Source organism: Erwinia sp. 009765445 (assembly GCF_058137865.1).
Genome location: NZ_JBYUWC010000002.1, coordinates 257,849 through 274,161 on the forward strand (window position 1 = coordinate 257,849; position 16,313 = coordinate 274,161).

The window sequence follows — 16,313 nt, forward strand, 5'->3', positions numbered from 1 at the left end:
GGCCTTTCTGATACTGATTACGCCCCCGAAGGCAAAGTCTTATTTAGTGCGGTTAGCATAACGCTTCTGCAGCTTCTGCAATTTTGGTGGGATCACCGCCAGGCAATACCGGTTTTCCTGACCTTCACCTTCCCAGTAATTCTGATGGTAGTCTTCAGCAGGATACCATTCACCGGTTTCAATAGTGGTAACAACCGGATCGCTCTGTTCACTCTGGGCACGGGCAATTGCCGCTTTGGCTTCAATAGCCTGGGCTTCATCGGCCGGAAAAATCGCTGAGCGATACTGGGTGCCAATATCGTTACCCTGACGGTTCAACTGGGTCGGATCGTGGGTGGCGAAGCTGATATCCAGCAGATCGCCGTAGCTGATTTTTTCCGGATCAAACCCCAGACGAATCGCTTCTGCATGACCGGTATCTCCGGCACAAACCTGACGATAAGTTGGATTTGGTAGATGGCCGCCAATATACCCACTTTCCACCGACTCAACGCCGTTGATCTGTTTAAACACCGCTTCGGTACACCAGAAGCAGCCCCCGGCGATGGTTGCATACTCAATTGTCATGATTAACTCCTCTTTTACAACGCCGCCCGGTAATCAGGTACCAAGCTTGCTTAACGCGGGCCATTGCAGCATAAGTGTATCAATAATGCTATCCAGTTCCGCACGGCTGGCCCCTTCCCGGGCGCGTACTGACATCCCCTGCAACAAACAGCCAAGATAAGCGCATAAAGCAGTGATATTGGTTTGCGCAGGCAGTTCACCCAGTTGCTGTCTGGCCAGCAGGAAGGTCTGCAGATCGTTTTCCTGGCTGGTATGGCGTGCCCGCAGCATATCTGCCACTTCTGTCGACTCTGCCGAAAGCGCGGTGGACGTGCAGATAAAGAAGCAGCCTGCCGGTTTGCCTCCCTCAGTGAAGCAGGCAGCCGTGGAGCGGAAATAACTTTCAACGCCCTTGGCCACGCAGCTTTCGGGACAGGCAAGCGCCGCTTTACGCTGACCCGCATACTTTTCTATATAGCGGTCAATCGCGGCACGGAACATCCCCTCTTTATTGGTGAATTCCGCATACAGCGTGGGAGCCTTGGCCCCCGTTGCTTCAACAAGATCGGAAAGCGAAGTGGCTTCATAACCATGACGCCAGAACAGGAGCAATGCTTTATCTAACGCTGCTTCCCGATCAAAGGTTTTTGGCCTTCCCCGACCCTTACGTGTGCAGATATCCTGATCGCTCATGGTTCCTCACTTGCTGCCGTCGGCGAATAAATTACCGATCATTATAAAAAAATTTGACCGCTGCTGTCGAGTCCCTTCTCAGTCTGTGAAAAATGCCTCTCATAACAGGATGAGCTCCCTGCCTTAAGCTTTTTTTTGAAAGTTTAAATCATTTTTTATCATAGGTTTAGAGATTAAATTAACGATCGATAATAAAATAACATTGACGAAGTGATTACCGGGGAATAACATTTAATTATCGATCGTTAATTAATAACGACGCAGACATGAATTTAACCGAATACAAAGAGAGAAAAAATCATGAAAACCATCAAAATGACCCTGGCCGCCATCGCACTGACTTCCGTTTCATTCGCTGGCTTTGCAGCCGATTTGGTCGGTACAGAACCTGCCCATCAGGAACAGGTCGGCGTAGTGTCTGCCAGCGGCAGCAACCTGTCCTCACTGGAATCCCAACTTGCAGCAAAAGCTGATGCAGCGGGCGCTAAATCATTCCGCATCAACAGCACCACCGGGAATAACCGCATGCATGGTACTGCAGTGATTTATCAGTAATTGCACCGTTTGAGCTTTGCTTCCAAATCAGAATTTTAAAATTAAGGGTATCGTCATGAAAAACATTAAATTCGCTTTAGCTGCTGTAGTTTTAGGTTCCATTTCCTTTGCCAGCCTGGCCGCCGATCAGGTTGAAAGCGCCCCAGCCAATCAGCAAAAAGTTGGCGTAATCAGCGCAACGGGCAGCACCAACCTGACCTCTCTGGAAAACCAACTCTCGGAGAAGGCCGAACTGGCGGGCGCGAAATCTTTTCGCATCACTTCGACCTCTGGTCAGAACAACCTGCATGGCACAGCCGTCATCTATAATTAATCGTCTGCCAGCCAGTATTATCGCGAATGCCGCCAGTGCTAAGCCACTGGCGGCTTTATTTTACTCTCAATAAAAAATCTCCGGAAAACATCCCTCTCCTCACCGGTGGAATATCCTTAAACCAATAACCCTTCTCTTGGCATGGTTTATTTCTGACGACCAGAAATTTCCGCAACAAAATTAAACCACACTCTGAATGAGTGTTATTACCCTGGCTCTGTGACAAAATTTATTTTTAATTGAATGCTCAATCAATAAAACTTATCATAATCCCCACTTTGTTAACAACAATCTGTATGAGAGGTGCAAAAAATGTAAGAAAACTTCCCACTAATCAATAAAATAATTCATAAATCCTGTCAACTTCCTCAGTGTAGTTAGCGGATATGCGGCGGATGTTTCCCAGTATGCGCTAAGGCACGCTTTGCGAAGAGAGACGGTTTCCCGTTCATTTTTTTCGGAGATGGTATGCCGGTAACTGAAATACCCAGAAAAGAGCAGCAAGACCGCATTAATCCCGTGGTTTTTTATACTTCTGCAGTACTGATCCTGCTATTTTCCCTGACCACAATTTTCTTCACTGATTTATCCGACAGATGGATCAACAATACCCTTGAGTGGGTCTCCAATACTTTCGGCTGGTATTATTTACTGGCGGCCACCGTGTATATCGTTTTCGTGGTGTTGATTGCAGCCTCGCGCTTTGGTTCCATCAAGCTCGGGCCGGAGCAGTCAAAACCCGAATTCAGTTTGATGAGCTGGGCAGCAATGTTGTTTGCCGCTGGCATCGGTATTGACCTGATGTTCTTCTCCGTGGCGGAGCCGGTGACGCAATATATGATGCCGCCGGAAGGTCAGGGTCAGACAATGGAAGCAGCGCGCCAGGCGATGGTCTGGACACTGTTCCACTACGGCCTGACCGGCTGGGCAATGTATGCGCTGATGGGCATTGCGCTGGGCTACTTCAGCTACCGCTACGGCCTGCCATTAACCATTCGTTCGGCGCTCTACCCGATATTTGGCAAACGCATTAACGGCCCTATTGGTCACTCTGTTGATATTGCCGCGGTGATCGGCACCATCTTTGGTATTGCCACCACATTGGGCATCGGTGTGGTCCAGCTGAACTACGGTCTGAAGGTTCTGTTCCACGTGCCTGAAGGTTTGACCGCCCAGGCGGCGCTGATTGCCCTGTCGGTGATTATGGCGACAATTTCCGTAACCTCCGGTGTCAATAAAGGTATCCGTATTCTGTCGGAGCTGAACGTGCTGCTGGCACTGGGGCTGATCCTGTTCGTGCTGTTTATGGGCGATACCAGCTTCCTGCTGAACGCACTGGTGCTCAACGTGGGCGACTACATTAATCGCTTTATGAGCATGACGCTGAACAGCTTTGCCTTCGACCGACCGACGGAGTGGATGAACAACTGGACGCTGTTTTTCTGGGCCTGGTGGGTTGCCTGGTCGCCGTTTGTCGGGCTGTTCCTTGCGCGTATCTCCCGTGGCCGCACCATCCGCCAGTTTGTGGTAGGAACGCTGACCATTCCGTTTATCTTCACACTGCTGTGGCTGTCGATTTTCGGCAACAGCGCGCTGAATGAGATCATTCACGGCAACCTGGGCTTTGCGCAGGAGACACTGGCACACCCGGAACGCGGCTTTTACAGCCTGCTGGCCCAGTATCCGGCATTTACCTTCAGTGCTTCGGTAGCAACCATCACCGGCCTGTTGTTCTATGTGACCTCGGCAGATTCCGGTTCGCTGGTGCTGGGTAATTTCACCTCGCGCCTGAGCGATATCAACAGTGACGCGCCGAACTGGCTGCGGATTTTCTGGTCACTGGCGATCGGTTTGCTGACGCTGGGCATGCTGATGGTGAACGGCGTCACTGCGTTACAGAAGACCACGGTGATCATGGGCCTGCCCTTCAGCTTTGTAATTTTCTTTGTAATGGCCGGGTTGTACAAATCCCTGCGGGTTGAAGACCATCGCAGGGCAAGCAATGCCGTCAGTACTCCGCCGGTACCGGTTTCACGGGAAGACCGCCTGAACTGGAAGCAACGTATCTCGCGCGTGATGAACTATCCGGGCAGCACTCATACCCGCAAGATGCTGGATACCGTTTGCCGTCCGGCGATGGAAGAAGTGGCGCTGGAGCTGAAACGTCGTGGTGCGCAGGTGCAGGTCAGTGAACTGCCACCGCAGGAAGATGAACGTCTGAACCATCTGGAGATGCTGGTCACGCTGGGCGACGAACAAAGTTTCCTGTATCAAATCTGGCCACAGCGTTATTCCGTTCCGGCTTTTACCTACCGGGCACGCAGCGGCAAGTCTGATTACTTCCGGCTGGAAACCTTCCTGCTGGAGGGCACTCAGGGCAATGACCTGATGGATTACACCAAAGAACAAATCATCAATGACATCCTCGACCAGTACGAGCGTCACCTGACCTTCCTGCATATCCACCGGGAAGCGCCGGGGAACACCATGCCATTCCCGGAAGTGTCATAAACTTAAAGGCCAGACTTCCGCAGTCTGGCCTTTATGCTATCAGCCATTTTCCCCCTGCTTCGCCTGACGGGCCGCCATGGTATTTGCCATCCATCTTGCCAGCGCCGGTCCGGTGATCAGCACCAGCAGAAAACGCCCGGTCTGCATCGACATCACAAACGAAATATCCACGTTGCTGGAAGAAGCGATGATCGCCACCGAATCAGCCCCACCGGGGCTGGTCGCCAGATAGGCGGTCAGTGGATCAATGCCCGCAAAATGCACCAGAAGAAACGCAAATCCACCACAAATCGCGACCAGGCTGAAGATGGAAAGCAGCAGGCGCGGTAATGCTTTAGCAACATATAACAGGATCGCGCGATTAAACCGCAGGCCAATACTCCAGCCAATCAAAGCATAAGAGACCATCAGTAACGCCGGAGGTAACTCAATATTTAGCAGATGAGTGTCCTGAGCAATAATCCCGCCCGCCAGAGAGAGTAATAAGGGCCCGGCTGGAATGCGCAGATAACGACTGGCAATCACACAACAAGCAATTAATACCAGCGTCACGCCAAACGGCCCCCAGGCAACCGGCTGGATAATATCAAAGCTTGACGGTGCGGAAGCGGACGGCGGCGGTGCCCAGACCCTTGCTACCAGCGTTGCTGCAATTGCAACAATCACCACCCGCAGATATTGCATAAAAGCCACCAGGCGTACATCGGCACCGTAACTTTCAGCCATTAATGTCATTGCAGTGGCCGCGCCCGGAGAAGATCCCCATATCGCTGTGGAACCGGGTAATACCTGATAACGGGTCAGCAACCAACCCAGGAAGGTACTGGCAACAATCACTGAAAGAATACTGGCAGCAAACAACGGCCAGTTTTTTGCCATTTCTATAAATACCGAGGCAGGAATGGCTCTGGCAATCATGCTGCCGACCACGCCCTGCGCCAGATAAAATAAATGGCGATGGATGACCAGCGGTTTATCTCTGGCAGCAAACACAATGGCGGCAGCCATCGGTCCCAATAATAGTGCAGCAGGTAAATGCAGGCTTTCCAACGCAACAACGACCACGGCCGAAACCAGAATCAGCCAGAACCAGCGCAAGGGAGGGGTTTTCATTATGTTCTCCGGTTGGAAATTAAGCGTCAGCGAGGCGGGCTAACAATTCAACCGCCTCACTGAGCCGTTGCTGTTCTTCGGGTGAAAATTTGTTCTGGATAGTTTTCACCAGCCAGTCATCCCGCTGCGCCCTGTTCTCTTCTATTAATCTCCGGCAGGCTTCATTGGGGGAATACACTTTTTTACGGCCGTCGGCAGGATCGGACAGCGCGACCAGCAAGCCGGCGTTTTCCAGTACGGTGATAATGGCCCCCATAGATTGTGGGCGCATCCCTTCCAGCAGGGCCAGTTCGGTGACGGTCGCCGGGCCCATGCGATACAGGTGGCCAAGGGCGGAAATTTGCGACCAGGTCAGGTCGCCTGGAGGAGCCTGTTCACGCAGGCGGCGACGCAAACGCCCTATGACGTCGCGGAGGTCGGCAGCGGTTGCCGGGAGATTTTTCATGATTTTCAGTCCGGAGAGGCGAATTGTTTATCCTGACATAAGCCAAGGAAAACTACAAAGGTTAGCTTCATATTTTTCTTTCTCCTGCACAGTAATGTGTGCACTGCTCCAGAAGCTACACTTTACTAATTATGAACATCGGTACTGACGCGACAAATTAAATGTCACTTTTAGTATGTTGTAACTAAAAAAGTGATTCTTTGCTGTGCTACTTTCCGTGTCTGTGCAGCCCCACCTTCTATCCTGAGCAAACGATAATCTCTTAATCGTGACAGCTCAGGGTGATGGTCTTAAATAGAAAGTGTTACGGTGCTGTCGCAAATTGAATAAATTTCTGTCCCCGAAGAGGACGATAACGCAAATCGGGACCATTTAATTCAATTTAAAATGTGACATAAATCCGCTGCAATTATCGACTAAACCCCACCGTCAGGCAGTTCATTCGCTCAACCTCAGCATGGTTTAAGGTGTAGGACTATTCCCAATAAGTGTAAATATATTTCCATTTTCTTCGGGGTCATTCGCAAAAAATATGAAAAACCGCTTAAATAAAGAGATATTTTGTTGATTAGGTGTTTTTAACTGACGAATTTGTCTGTACACTGGTCTTCGATTCATACACTGATTAATTTTAAACCACCCAACGCTACGGATTCCTTTATGAGCGAAACTCTGAAAGTATTAAATAACATTCGAACCCTTCGTGCACAGGCTCGTGAAGTTTCTTTAACTGAACTTGAAGAGATGCTGGAAAAACTCGAAGCGGTTGTCAACGAACGCCGTGATGCAGAAGCGGCTATCGCTTCTGAAATCAAGGAAAAAGAAGAGAAACTGGCAAAATACCGTCAGATGCTGCTGGACGACGGCATTGATTTAAGCGAACTGACTTCTGCTGAAAATACTTCCGGCAAATCTCGTGCTAAGCGTGCTCCACGTCCGGCTAAATACCAGTACACTGACGAAAATGGCGAAACCAAATCCTGGACCGGCCAGGGTCGTACCCCGGCTGTGATTAAGCAGGCGCTGGATGCTGGTAAGAAACTTGAAGATTTCCTGATCTAATCTTCCACCACGCTGGTTAACCCCGGCGTGGCTTCTTCTTTCCTCTCTCTCTTCTCTTCTTTATACCGTTCTTCTACCTGTCATATAATTTCTTCTACCCAGTTGTTGACGCTGAAAATTATTTCCGCTTCTGCTACCCTTATGAGCATGTTGTAACTAAGAGAGTCGCTATGAGCCGATATGATGCTGTTGATGAACTGCACCGCTGCGTGGCCAGACTGGAAGCTGCCCTCGCCTCTTTTACCTACCAGCTTCCACAGCAGCGCCTGCTGGCAGCCCGGGTGTTTGAGCTTCCCCCAATAAAAAAAGGCCAGGAGCACGAGCCACTAAATGAAATAAAAGTCGTGCAGCATCTGGCACAACCGGCGTTACAAATGGCACTAACTCATTACAGCCGTCTTTTTATGCAACACCAGTCTGAAACCCTGAGCACTAAATCCGCGGTTCGCCTTCCCGGCGCGATTTGTGTAGAAGCCAGTGCGGATGAAGCCAACCTGCTGAAACAGCAAATCGACACGATTAATACGCTGAAAGCAAGGCTGGAACAGATAATAACCGTTGATTCCGGTGTCTCCAGTGAAGAAAGATTTGAATTTGTGCACCAGCACCTTCGCGGGCTTATAACGCTGAATGCCTACAGGACAATAACACTGGTGGAAGGGGTTGACTCGGTACGATTCGGCTGGGCGAATAAGCATATTATTAAGAATGTCACCCGGGATTCGATCCTCGATAAACTAAAAAAAAGTGTGCAGTCCGGCCGCGCTATGGCTCCCTGGTCGCGTGAACAGTGGGCTGAAAAATTAGACAGTGAGATAGCCGTCCTTAATTCTTTGCCGGCGAAGGCGCGACTGAAGATTAAGCGTCCGGTTAAGGTTCAGCCAGTGGCCAGAGTATGGAATAAACAACAGCAGAAGCAAACTCAGCTCGCCTGTCCTTCCCCCCTGCTGGTGCTGTGTGCCGATGCCGGTCAGCTCCCCAAATTGGGTGAGTTATTAAATTATGATGCTGCTAATGTTACTCATCGTTTCAAACCGCAGGCGGAAACCCTTTATCCGGTGATCCCGCGGCTACACCTTTATAGCAACAGACTCCCCGGATGCAGATAAAAGCCAGGCGGCAGGCAAAAAAAAGAGCGGAATATTTTCCGCTCTGCCGGAACCCGGAGGATTATGATTTCATACTGCCGACCATATCTTCCGGACGAACCCAGGCATCAAACTCTTCTTCCGTCAGATAACCCAGCTTCAGCGCCGACCCTTTAAGCGTCAGGCCCTCTTTGTGTGCTTTTTTAGCTATTTCGGCCGCTTTATCGTAGCCGATATGGGTATTTAACGCCGTAACCAGCATCAGCGATTCATTAAGCAACTGCGAAATCCGGTCGTGATTCGGTTCGATTCCGACCGCGCAGTGGTGATTAAAGCTGTCCATGCCATCGGCCAGCATGCGTACCGATTGCAGGAAATTGTGGATGATCATCGGACGGTAAACGTTCAGCTCAAAGTTACCGGAAGCCCCTCCCATATTCACCGCCACATCATTGCCCATCACCTGGCAGCACAGCATGGTCATCGCTTCACACTGAGTCGGATTTACTTTGCCCGGCATAATCGAACTGCCCGGCTCGTTTTCCGGTATTGATATTTCGCCTATTCCACAACGTGGACCGGAAGATAACCAGCGCACGTCGTTAGCAATTTTCATTAATGAAGCAGCCAGTCCTTTCAGCGAGCCATGAGCATGCACCAGCGCATCACAGGTGGCAAGCGCTTCAAACTTGTTGGGTGAAGTCACAAAAGGCTGGCTGGTCAGTTCTGCCAGCTCTTTTGCCACGCGCACGGCATATTCCGGATGGGTATTCAGCCCGGTCCCCACCGCCGTGCCACCCAGCGCCAGCTCAGCCACGTGCGGAATACTTTGCTCAATATGCTTCAGGTTATGGTTCAACATCGCCACCCAGCCGGAAATCTCCTGCCCCAGCGTCAGCGGTGTGGCATCCTGCAAATGCGTGCGGCCAATTTTAACGATGTCTTTAAAAGCCTCAGCCTTGTCGTTAAGGGTTTTCTGCAGCACCTTAAGCTGAGGCAGCAGATGTTCCCTCACAGCAATCACCGCGGCAACGTGCATCGCCGTCGGGAAGACGTCATTGGAGCTCTGGCTTTTGTTCACATCGTCATTTGGGTGAACCAGGCGGGACATACCGCGCTCGCCGCCAAGCAGTTCGCTGGCACGGTTGGCGAGCACTTCATTCATATTCATGTTGGTCTGAGTGCCGGAACCGGTCTGCCAGATAGCCAGCGGAAACTCGCTGCCGTGCCGATTATCCAGCACCTCATCGGCGGCTTTAATAATCGCCTGAGCCCGCTCGTCCGGCAGCAATTTTAAATCATTGTTAACTTTTGCCGCAGCGCGTTTGGTCAGCGCCAGCGCGTGAACCAGTTCGACGGGCATTTTTTCTGTGGAGATACGGAAGTGTTCCAGTGAGCGCTGAGTCTGTGCGCCCCAGAGTTTATCTGCAGGTACATCGATGGGGCCCATTGAGTCTTTTTCAATGCGATTCGCGGCCATGAGTGTCTCCTCTGGTAATTATATGAATAAAGCCCCTCTATTCGCCCCTGCGGGCGTAAAGCACGGGCCGTAGTTTGGCATACAATAATTTAACATTATGCGACTCATTCGTCCTTCCTGCACTGAAGATTGTCTTTTTGGCGCGGTTTTCTGCTTTAATACGCAGAGTGATAACCGGATTATCTGTGAGTGAACATGCAAAAATTAATCAATTCGCTGCAAAATTATGCATGGGGCAGCCGCCAGGCCCTGACCGAGCTTTATGGTATTGCCAACCCTGCCCAGCAGCCAATGGCCGAGCTGTGGATGGGCGCGCACCCTAAAAGTCCTTCCTTTATAGAAGTTGATGGACAGAAGCACTCATTGCGGGACGTAATTGAACAGGATAAAGACCGTTTGCTCGGTAAAGCAGTGGCGACTAAGTTTGGCGAGTTGCCGTTCCTGTTCAAAGTCCTGTGCGCCGATCAGCCGCTCTCCATCCAGGTGCACCCCAGCAAATCAGCCGCTGAAATTGGCTTTGCTAAAGAGAACGCAGCAGGCATTCCACTTTCCGCTGCTGAGCGTAACTATAAGGATGCCAACCACAAACCTGAGCTGGTGTTTGCCCTGACGCCGTTCCGCGCGATCAACGGTTTCCGCGAGCTGCATGAAATCGTTTCGCTGCTGCAGCCGGTAGCCGGTGCGCATCCGGCCATTGCCCATTTTCTGAAATCTCCTGAGATGAGTAGCCTTTCTCAACTGTTCTCCTCCCTGCTTTCCATGCAGGGCGAAGAGAAAAGCCTGGCGCTGGATATCCTGAAAGCTGCCCTGCACAGCCAGCATGGCGAACCGTGGGATACCGTGCAGCTGATTGCTGAGTTCTACCCGGAAGACAGCGGCCTATTCTCGCCGCTGCTGCTGAATGTGATTGAGCTGCAGCCGGGTGAAGCGATGTTCCTGTTCGCCGAAACGCCTCATGCCTACCTGAAAGGGGTGGCACTGGAAGTGATGGCGAACTCTGATAACGTGCTGCGCGCAGGCCTGACGCCGAAATACATCGATATTCCGGAGCTGATGGCTAACCTGAAGTTTGAAGCAAAACCTTACGCCAGCCTGCTCACTCAGCCGATGCATCAGGGTGAAACGCTCAGCTTCCCGGTGCCGGTAGAGGATTTTGCTTTCTCACTGCATCAGCTCGGTGCCATACCGCAGGCCGTCAGCCAGCAAAGTGCCGCTATCCTGTTCTGCGTTGAAGGCCAGGTGGTGATTGGTCAGGGCGACAGCCATCTGACGCTGAAGCCAGGCGAATCCTGTTTTATCCCGGCAGATCAGTCACCTGTAACCCTGGCCGGCACGGGTCGCGTGGCACGGGTTTACAACGATCTGAGCGATTGCGGCTGACGTGATAAGCCACAGTTGCTATTATGATTTAAGTTATTAAACAAAAACGCCTTTATGGCGTTTTTTACTTCGCCGGGCTTTTGCCAGCAGGAAGGAATTGCCGGCGCCAGTGACTGATAAGGACGACTTTACAGATGAAGAAAACCAAGATAGCTGTCGGCGTGGTTGTTGCCCTTGGCGTGATTTGGACCGGAGCCGCATGGTTCACCGGCAAACAACTGGAAAAGAATATGGATCAGCTGGTGCAGAACGCTAATGCCCAGATGAACAACATGGCGCCAGAAAGCCGCCTGCAGCTGAGCTACCAGGATTTCCAGCGCGGCGTGTTCAGCAGTACCGCCCGCATTGTGTTGCAGTCCAGCTCGCAAACTGAAGATAACTCGGTGATCAAACCGGGACAGAGCATTGTGTTTGATGAGAAGATCGATCATGGTCCCTTCCCGTTTGCCCAGTTGAAAAAATTCAACCTGATCCCAAGTATGGCTTCCGTACATACCCAGCTGGAAAATACCGATGCGGTGAAGAAGCTGTTTGAAATGGCTCAGGGAAAATCTGTGATCCAGGCTGATACCCGCATTGGCTACGGCGGTGCAACTGCTTCAGACATCACCCTGTTGCCGGTGGATTACAACAATGCCCAAACCGGCGAGCGTTTCGCTTCCAACGGGGGCAAACTGAACGTCAGCGCTGATGACAAAGGCGACAAGGTCGATTTCAGCGGTGACCTGGACAGCCTGGCGCTGACCACCAAAAATCAGTTGGATATGCCGGTTCTGTTCACCGCCAACGGCCTGAAGCTGAATGCCAACACCCACCTCAGTCCGGAAGGAATGCGCATCGGCGATCAGAGCATTAACCTGCAGAAGCTGACCGCGGCCGTTAATGGCCAGGAGGCGTTTACCGCGCAGGGCCTGAACGGGAAATCCTCTTTCAGTTCTGAAAAGAGCCTGATTTCCGGCACCATCGATTACGCACTGGATTCGCTGAAGATCCAGAATCAGGACTTCGGTCAGGGCAAGCTGGCGATCAAACTGTCGCAGTTCGATGCCAACGGCATGAAAGCCTTCTCTGAAAACTATAACCGTCAGGTGCAGTCGCTGTTGAATGAGCCGGGAGTAAGCGATAATCCGGAGCTGTATCAGCAGCGCATGAGTCAGGTACTCAGCGCGAACCTGCCGCTGCTGCTGAAAGGCGACCCGGTAGTGAACATCGCGCCGCTGAGCTGGAAAAATGACAAGGGCGAGAGCAGCTTCAACCTCTCAGTGCACTTCAAAGATCCGGCAACCGGCGCGCCTCAGCCACAGAACATCACCCAGGCGGTGGATAACGTGCTGAAAACGCTGGACGGCAAGCTGACCATTTCAATGGATATGGCGACCGAGCTGATGACCCACGTGGCAATGGCCGAAGGCTATAAGCAGGAAGATGCGGCCAGACTGGCGGATCAGCAGGTCAAAGGCGTGGCGGCGATGGGCCAGATGTTCAAGCTGACTACGCAGCAGGATAACAACATCATCACCAGCCTGCAGTATGCTACCGGCCAGGTGACGATGAACGGTGAGAAAATGCCTCTCGACCAGTTCCTTGCGCGCTATATGCTGGGCGGTGGAGTGGCACCTGCCGGGATGCCGCAATAACACTCATCGCTCTATGCCCCCGGTTCACGGGGGCATATTCCAGCTTTAATCTTTTTTCACTACACTTTGAGCTTTAACAAACCTTCCGTACCAAACGCCTGATAAATCCCGGCAGTGACCTGCTCAAGCTTCTCGTTCATCATGCTCACCGGCTCCGCCATCCCCAGAAAATCGACCACGGTTCTGTTTGGGCGTTCGCCAGCTGGCGTATGAATCAGATTAACAATGGCATCAACGACCCTGGCTGGATCCTGCTCCGGTCGGGTTTCAAGAAAGGCCTGATAGCTCTCCAGCGCCTGCGCAGCAGCACTGGCGAGATCACCATACTGTTTCAGGCGGTCACTGTCTTCAGGATGAATCAGATTGCCGATCCAGGAGGTTTTAAAGCCGCCCGGTTCCACCAGCACAACATCAATCCCGGACTGCGACAACTCCACGCGATAAGTATCACTCAGCGTCTCCAGTGCATATTTAGTCGCGCTGTAAGGGCCATAAAATGGCATCGACAGGCGTCCCAACAGGCTGGACACGTTAATCACCAGACCGGTGCCTTTTTCGCGCAGGGTTGGCAGAGCAGCACGCATCATACGGTGGACGCCGACGACGTTAATATCGAACAGACCCAGCATCTGATCGGCTGTAAAGCCTTCACTCAGGCCGTGAGTGCCGGTTCCTGCCACGTTGGCCAGCACATCGAGTCCTCCCAAAGTATTGATCGCCGCTTTGGTCCCCAATTCCACGCTTTGATCATCTGTCAGATCAATTTCGATTACCGTAGCCCCTGCGGCGCGTAAAGCGTTTGCCTCACCCGCATTGCGACCTTCTGCATCGCGCATCGTAGCCACCAGCTGATGACCTTTGGCTAACAATGCCCGTGCGGTCAACGCACCAAAAGCCCCGCTGGCACCTGTTATCAGTATTTTCATTATTCACTCTGCGGTTGTTTTCAGGAGCACCAGACTAACTCCGTTGCGAATAACCGAACAATCACCTAACATCGAACGCATGGTTACTCATTTTAAAACAATCGACTTCTACGAACTGCAGGCTTTTGCCTGTGTGGTGCGTTATGGCGGTATCACTGCTGCCGCACAGGCGCTCGGTATTTCCAAATCGACGGTTTCGCTGCAAATCACCCGTCTTGAGCAACGGTTGGGTGCACGCCTGCTGGAACGAAGCTCCCGCCGGGTTGCTCTGACCCGGGAAGGCGAACAGGTTTTGCCGCGCATTCAGTCATTACTGGCTGAGGCAGACCGGCTTCTGGAGGAGACAACTCTGACGATTTCCGCACCGCGCGGAACAGTGAGAATGGCGGTTTCACCGCCGTTGGGAGCTGCGGTGCTCGAGTATCTGGTTCCGGCACTCGGAGAGCGCTATCCGGAGATTTCCCTGATAGTCGTACCCGGCTATGATCTCGACGATCTTCAGGATCCGGCTCTCGATTTTGCTATCCGGGTAGGCAATATCCGCGATGATGCGCTGGTCGCGAGCAACATAGGATCCTTTTCCCGCATTCTGGTCTGTGCGCCCACTCATCCGGCCGCACAAATAACATCGGTCGGAGAGCTGAACAATGTCCCCCTGCTGGCCTTTTCTGGCCGGTCAACACATGCAGGATGGCGGTTGCAGAAAAAGCGGGACAGAGAGCAGGAAGTTGTGCTGGATCGTGAAGTCCGGTTCGCCATTCCGGACTTTGATATGCTGCTGCGCCTCACCCGTCTCGGCCACGGCGTAACTGAGGCACCTGACTTTCTGGTGCGCAGGGATATTGCTGAAGGAGGGCTGGTGCAGGTTCTTCCTGACTGGTTGTCGCCGCCGGTTGAAGTCCTGCTCGCCAGGCGAGCGGGGATATCCCGGGTCAGCAGAGTGGCTGCTGTGCTTGAAGAAGCCCGGCGGGCTGTTTCCTGCGTACTTACTGAGGTAATGAATCAGTAACTTTCCAGATAACGACCAGATAATTGTCTTCCCTGCTGAAAAAGCACTCCCGGCACCAGATGATGTCGGTCACTAAATCCATCAGTTCGACTGCCATCCAGGCAACGCCCCAGTCCGGCACTGAGGGTATGCACCACTTTCTGCAATCAATTAAAAAAGGCAAAGCCCCACATGGACAGATATTTCCTATGCCACGCCCAATACTGACGTGCTGTGGTGGATAGCTAAACGGGTATCAAACCAATCTGTTTATGGTGTTGAGGGCCAATGGAACGAAAACGCATGTTTGAATGCTAATTCATTGTTGGTTTTGAATTTTTAAACTTATTATGCTCAGTGGCACGAAAACTCACGTTAAAGGATTTTGGTTCGGACAGATGGTGTCTGTTATAAAAAAAGTCGCTGATCAGTACTCTGGATTTCACGACATCGTAATGCCGTGATACCCAGCCGCAAATTATGCGCCCTTCTTTATGCCGACCCGCGTTCAATAAGCACCGGAGGCAGGATCACGTTTTGCACCGCGCCTTCTGGCAGGGCCATTCTTTGTATTAAACGCACCGCCGCGCTGCGGCCGATTTCCCGCGCCGAGCTGGTGATAAAAGTCAGTGGGGGATCGGTCAGCTCCGCTTCCGGCGTGTCGCCAAATCCTACCAGCGCCATCTGCTGACCATAATAGCTGTCCACCGCGCCTTTGCCGATGGTTCTGCCGGTATGCTGCAGGCCGAAGTAACAGCCCAGCGCGACCGGGGCGTTATGGCAGAGAATGGCGGTAATGGTGGGATGATGATGGATCAGCTGCTCCGTGATGTCCGCAACATCTCGCTGATGGCGTCCACACTCCACGATCCATTCGCTGCGAAATGGCAGTCCGTACTGCAGCAGCGTGGCGCAATAGCCCCCGATGCGTTCAGCGCGGGTCAGCGAGGACCCCGAACCGCCCAGCCAGGCGATACAGTGATGCCCGCGCTTGATCAGATATTCGGTTGCCATCTTCGCCGCATGCAGATTATCCGGACGGATGGAGTCAGTTTCATCCAGGCTACTGGCGCGTGACGCGCAGATCAGCGCAATCCCCTGCTCCCGGGCTTTCTCCACCAGATGCGAAGCATTTTCTGCGCCACCGCCCAGCACAATGCCTTCCACGCCCTGCGCCACCAGCGAATCGAAGCAGCGATCGATGTTCTGCCCCCGGCTGCCGCTCTGCGTCAGGAACAGCACCTTGTCATTTTTTTCCAGCCCTTCGCTCAGCCCTGCCGTCATCTCGGCATAGAAGGGATGGCAGATATCCCGCACAATCAGGCCGACCACGCCACTGCCTCCTCCCCGCAACATTGCTGCAGAACGGTTACGCACAAACCCCAGTGTTTCGATAGCCTGATTAACACGGTCCGCCGTGGCTGGCGAAATACGGCCTTTTCCGGAAAGGACCAACGAAACCGTGGTGACAGAGACACCGGCTTCGGCGGCAACATCATTGATAGTGATTTTTTTCAGCGACATAGTTAACCGATTCAGGCCGGGCAAAAAAAGCGCACAGCGCAGCGAAAATACA

The 16,313-nt window shown here is 52.3% G+C and carries 15 protein-coding genes; 8 read left to right on the forward strand and 7 right to left on the reverse strand.

The genetic code is table 11. The annotated features are described in order from the left end of the window. Positions 1 to 39: 39 nt before the first annotated feature. Positions 40 to 567: a peptide-methionine (S)-S-oxide reductase MsrA gene (gene msrA / locus AC3Y5R_RS03230; RefSeq protein ID WP_489920111.1), complete on the reverse strand. Its 528-nt coding sequence runs from the start codon at positions 565 to 567 to the stop codon at positions 40 to 42. A 33-nt stretch (positions 568 to 600) separates the two neighbouring features. Next, positions 601 to 1,239 carry a TetR/AcrR family transcriptional regulator gene (locus AC3Y5R_RS03235; protein ID WP_158781364.1) on the reverse strand — a complete coding sequence of 213 codons (639 nt, stop codon included), beginning with the start codon at positions 1,237 to 1,239 and terminating at the stop codon, positions 601 to 603. Positions 1,240 to 1,539: 300 nt separating this feature from the next. Between AC3Y5R_RS03235 and bhsA (AC3Y5R_RS03240) the strand changes: the two genes are divergently transcribed. From bhsA (AC3Y5R_RS03240) to AC3Y5R_RS03250, 3 genes are all read left to right on the forward strand, one after another. After that, complete coding sequence (bhsA, locus tag AC3Y5R_RS03240; RefSeq protein ID WP_489920112.1) at positions 1,540 to 1,794, forward strand: multiple stress resistance protein BhsA; 255 nt, start codon at positions 1,540 to 1,542, stop codon at positions 1,792 to 1,794. Positions 1,795 to 1,849: 55 nt separating this feature from the next. Next, positions 1,850 to 2,107, forward strand: coding sequence for a multiple stress resistance protein BhsA (bhsA, locus tag AC3Y5R_RS03245; protein WP_489920113.1), 258 nt, complete (start codon positions 1,850 to 1,852; stop codon positions 2,105 to 2,107). 468 nt (positions 2,108 to 2,575) lie between these two features. Next, on the forward strand, positions 2,576 to 4,618 hold the full coding sequence (locus AC3Y5R_RS03250) for a choline transporter (protein ID WP_489920114.1): 2,043 nt from the start codon (positions 2,576 to 2,578) through the stop codon (positions 4,616 to 4,618). 39 nt (positions 4,619 to 4,657) lie between these two features. On the opposite strand, the gene AC3Y5R_RS03255 is transcribed toward AC3Y5R_RS03250, so the two are convergent. Together AC3Y5R_RS03255 and AC3Y5R_RS03260 are read right to left on the reverse strand one after the other, a co-directional pair. Then, complete coding sequence (locus tag AC3Y5R_RS03255) at positions 4,658 to 5,731, reverse strand: AbrB family transcriptional regulator (protein WP_489920115.1); 1,074 nt, start codon at positions 5,729 to 5,731, stop codon at positions 4,658 to 4,660. Positions 5,732 to 5,750: 19 nt separating this feature from the next. Further along, positions 5,751 to 6,176, reverse strand: a complete 426-nt coding sequence (locus AC3Y5R_RS03260) for a MarR family winged helix-turn-helix transcriptional regulator (RefSeq protein WP_489920116.1) — start codon at positions 6,174 to 6,176, stop codon at positions 5,751 to 5,753. 660 nt (positions 6,177 to 6,836) lie between these two features. Between AC3Y5R_RS03260 and AC3Y5R_RS03265 the strand changes: the two genes are divergently transcribed. Further along, positions 6,837 to 7,238 carry an H-NS family histone-like protein gene (locus AC3Y5R_RS03265; protein WP_158781358.1) on the forward strand — a complete coding sequence of 134 codons (402 nt, stop codon included), beginning with the start codon at positions 6,837 to 6,839 and terminating at the stop codon, positions 7,236 to 7,238. 170 nt (positions 7,239 to 7,408) lie between these two features. Next, positions 7,409 to 8,347 (forward strand): DNA replication terminus site-binding protein, encoded by a 939-nt coding sequence (gene tus, locus AC3Y5R_RS03270; RefSeq protein ID WP_489920117.1) that lies wholly within the window; start codon positions 7,409 to 7,411, stop codon positions 8,345 to 8,347. A 61-nt stretch (positions 8,348 to 8,408) separates the two neighbouring features. On the opposite strand, the gene fumC is transcribed toward tus, so the two are convergent. Further along, on the reverse strand, positions 8,409 to 9,806 hold the full coding sequence (gene fumC, locus AC3Y5R_RS03275) for a class II fumarate hydratase (RefSeq protein WP_489920118.1): 1,398 nt from the start codon (positions 9,804 to 9,806) through the stop codon (positions 8,409 to 8,411). Between the two features lie 195 nt (positions 9,807 to 10,001). Between fumC and manA the strand changes: the two genes are divergently transcribed. Both manA and AC3Y5R_RS03285 read left to right on the forward strand, forming a co-directional pair. Continuing rightward, positions 10,002 to 11,186 carry a mannose-6-phosphate isomerase gene (gene manA / locus AC3Y5R_RS03280; RefSeq protein ID WP_489920119.1) on the forward strand — a complete coding sequence of 395 codons (1,185 nt, stop codon included), beginning with the start codon at positions 10,002 to 10,004 and terminating at the stop codon, positions 11,184 to 11,186. Between the two features lie 134 nt (positions 11,187 to 11,320). After that, positions 11,321 to 12,823 carry a YdgA family protein gene (locus AC3Y5R_RS03285; RefSeq protein WP_489920120.1) on the forward strand — a complete coding sequence of 501 codons (1,503 nt, stop codon included), beginning with the start codon at positions 11,321 to 11,323 and terminating at the stop codon, positions 12,821 to 12,823. A gap of 59 nt (positions 12,824 to 12,882) precedes the next feature. Here the strand turns inward: AC3Y5R_RS03285 and AC3Y5R_RS03290 are convergent, their stop codons facing one another. Next, entirely contained in the window at positions 12,883 to 13,749 is an 867-nt protein-coding gene (locus AC3Y5R_RS03290) for an SDR family oxidoreductase (RefSeq protein ID WP_489920121.1), read from the reverse strand. Between the two features lie 79 nt (positions 13,750 to 13,828). Here AC3Y5R_RS03290 and AC3Y5R_RS03295 point away from each other — a divergent pair, with 79 nt between their 5' ends. Next, on the forward strand, positions 13,829 to 14,758 hold the full coding sequence (locus AC3Y5R_RS03295; protein WP_489920122.1) for a LysR family transcriptional regulator: 930 nt from the start codon (positions 13,829 to 13,831) through the stop codon (positions 14,756 to 14,758). A 471-nt stretch (positions 14,759 to 15,229) separates the two neighbouring features. Here AC3Y5R_RS03295 and AC3Y5R_RS03300 read toward each other — a convergent pair whose 3' ends face one another. After that, positions 15,230 to 16,261 (reverse strand): Mal regulon transcriptional regulator MalI, encoded by a 1,032-nt coding sequence (locus tag AC3Y5R_RS03300; RefSeq protein ID WP_158781353.1) that lies wholly within the window; start codon positions 16,259 to 16,261, stop codon positions 15,230 to 15,232. Between the last annotated feature and the right edge of the window lie 52 nt (positions 16,262 to 16,313).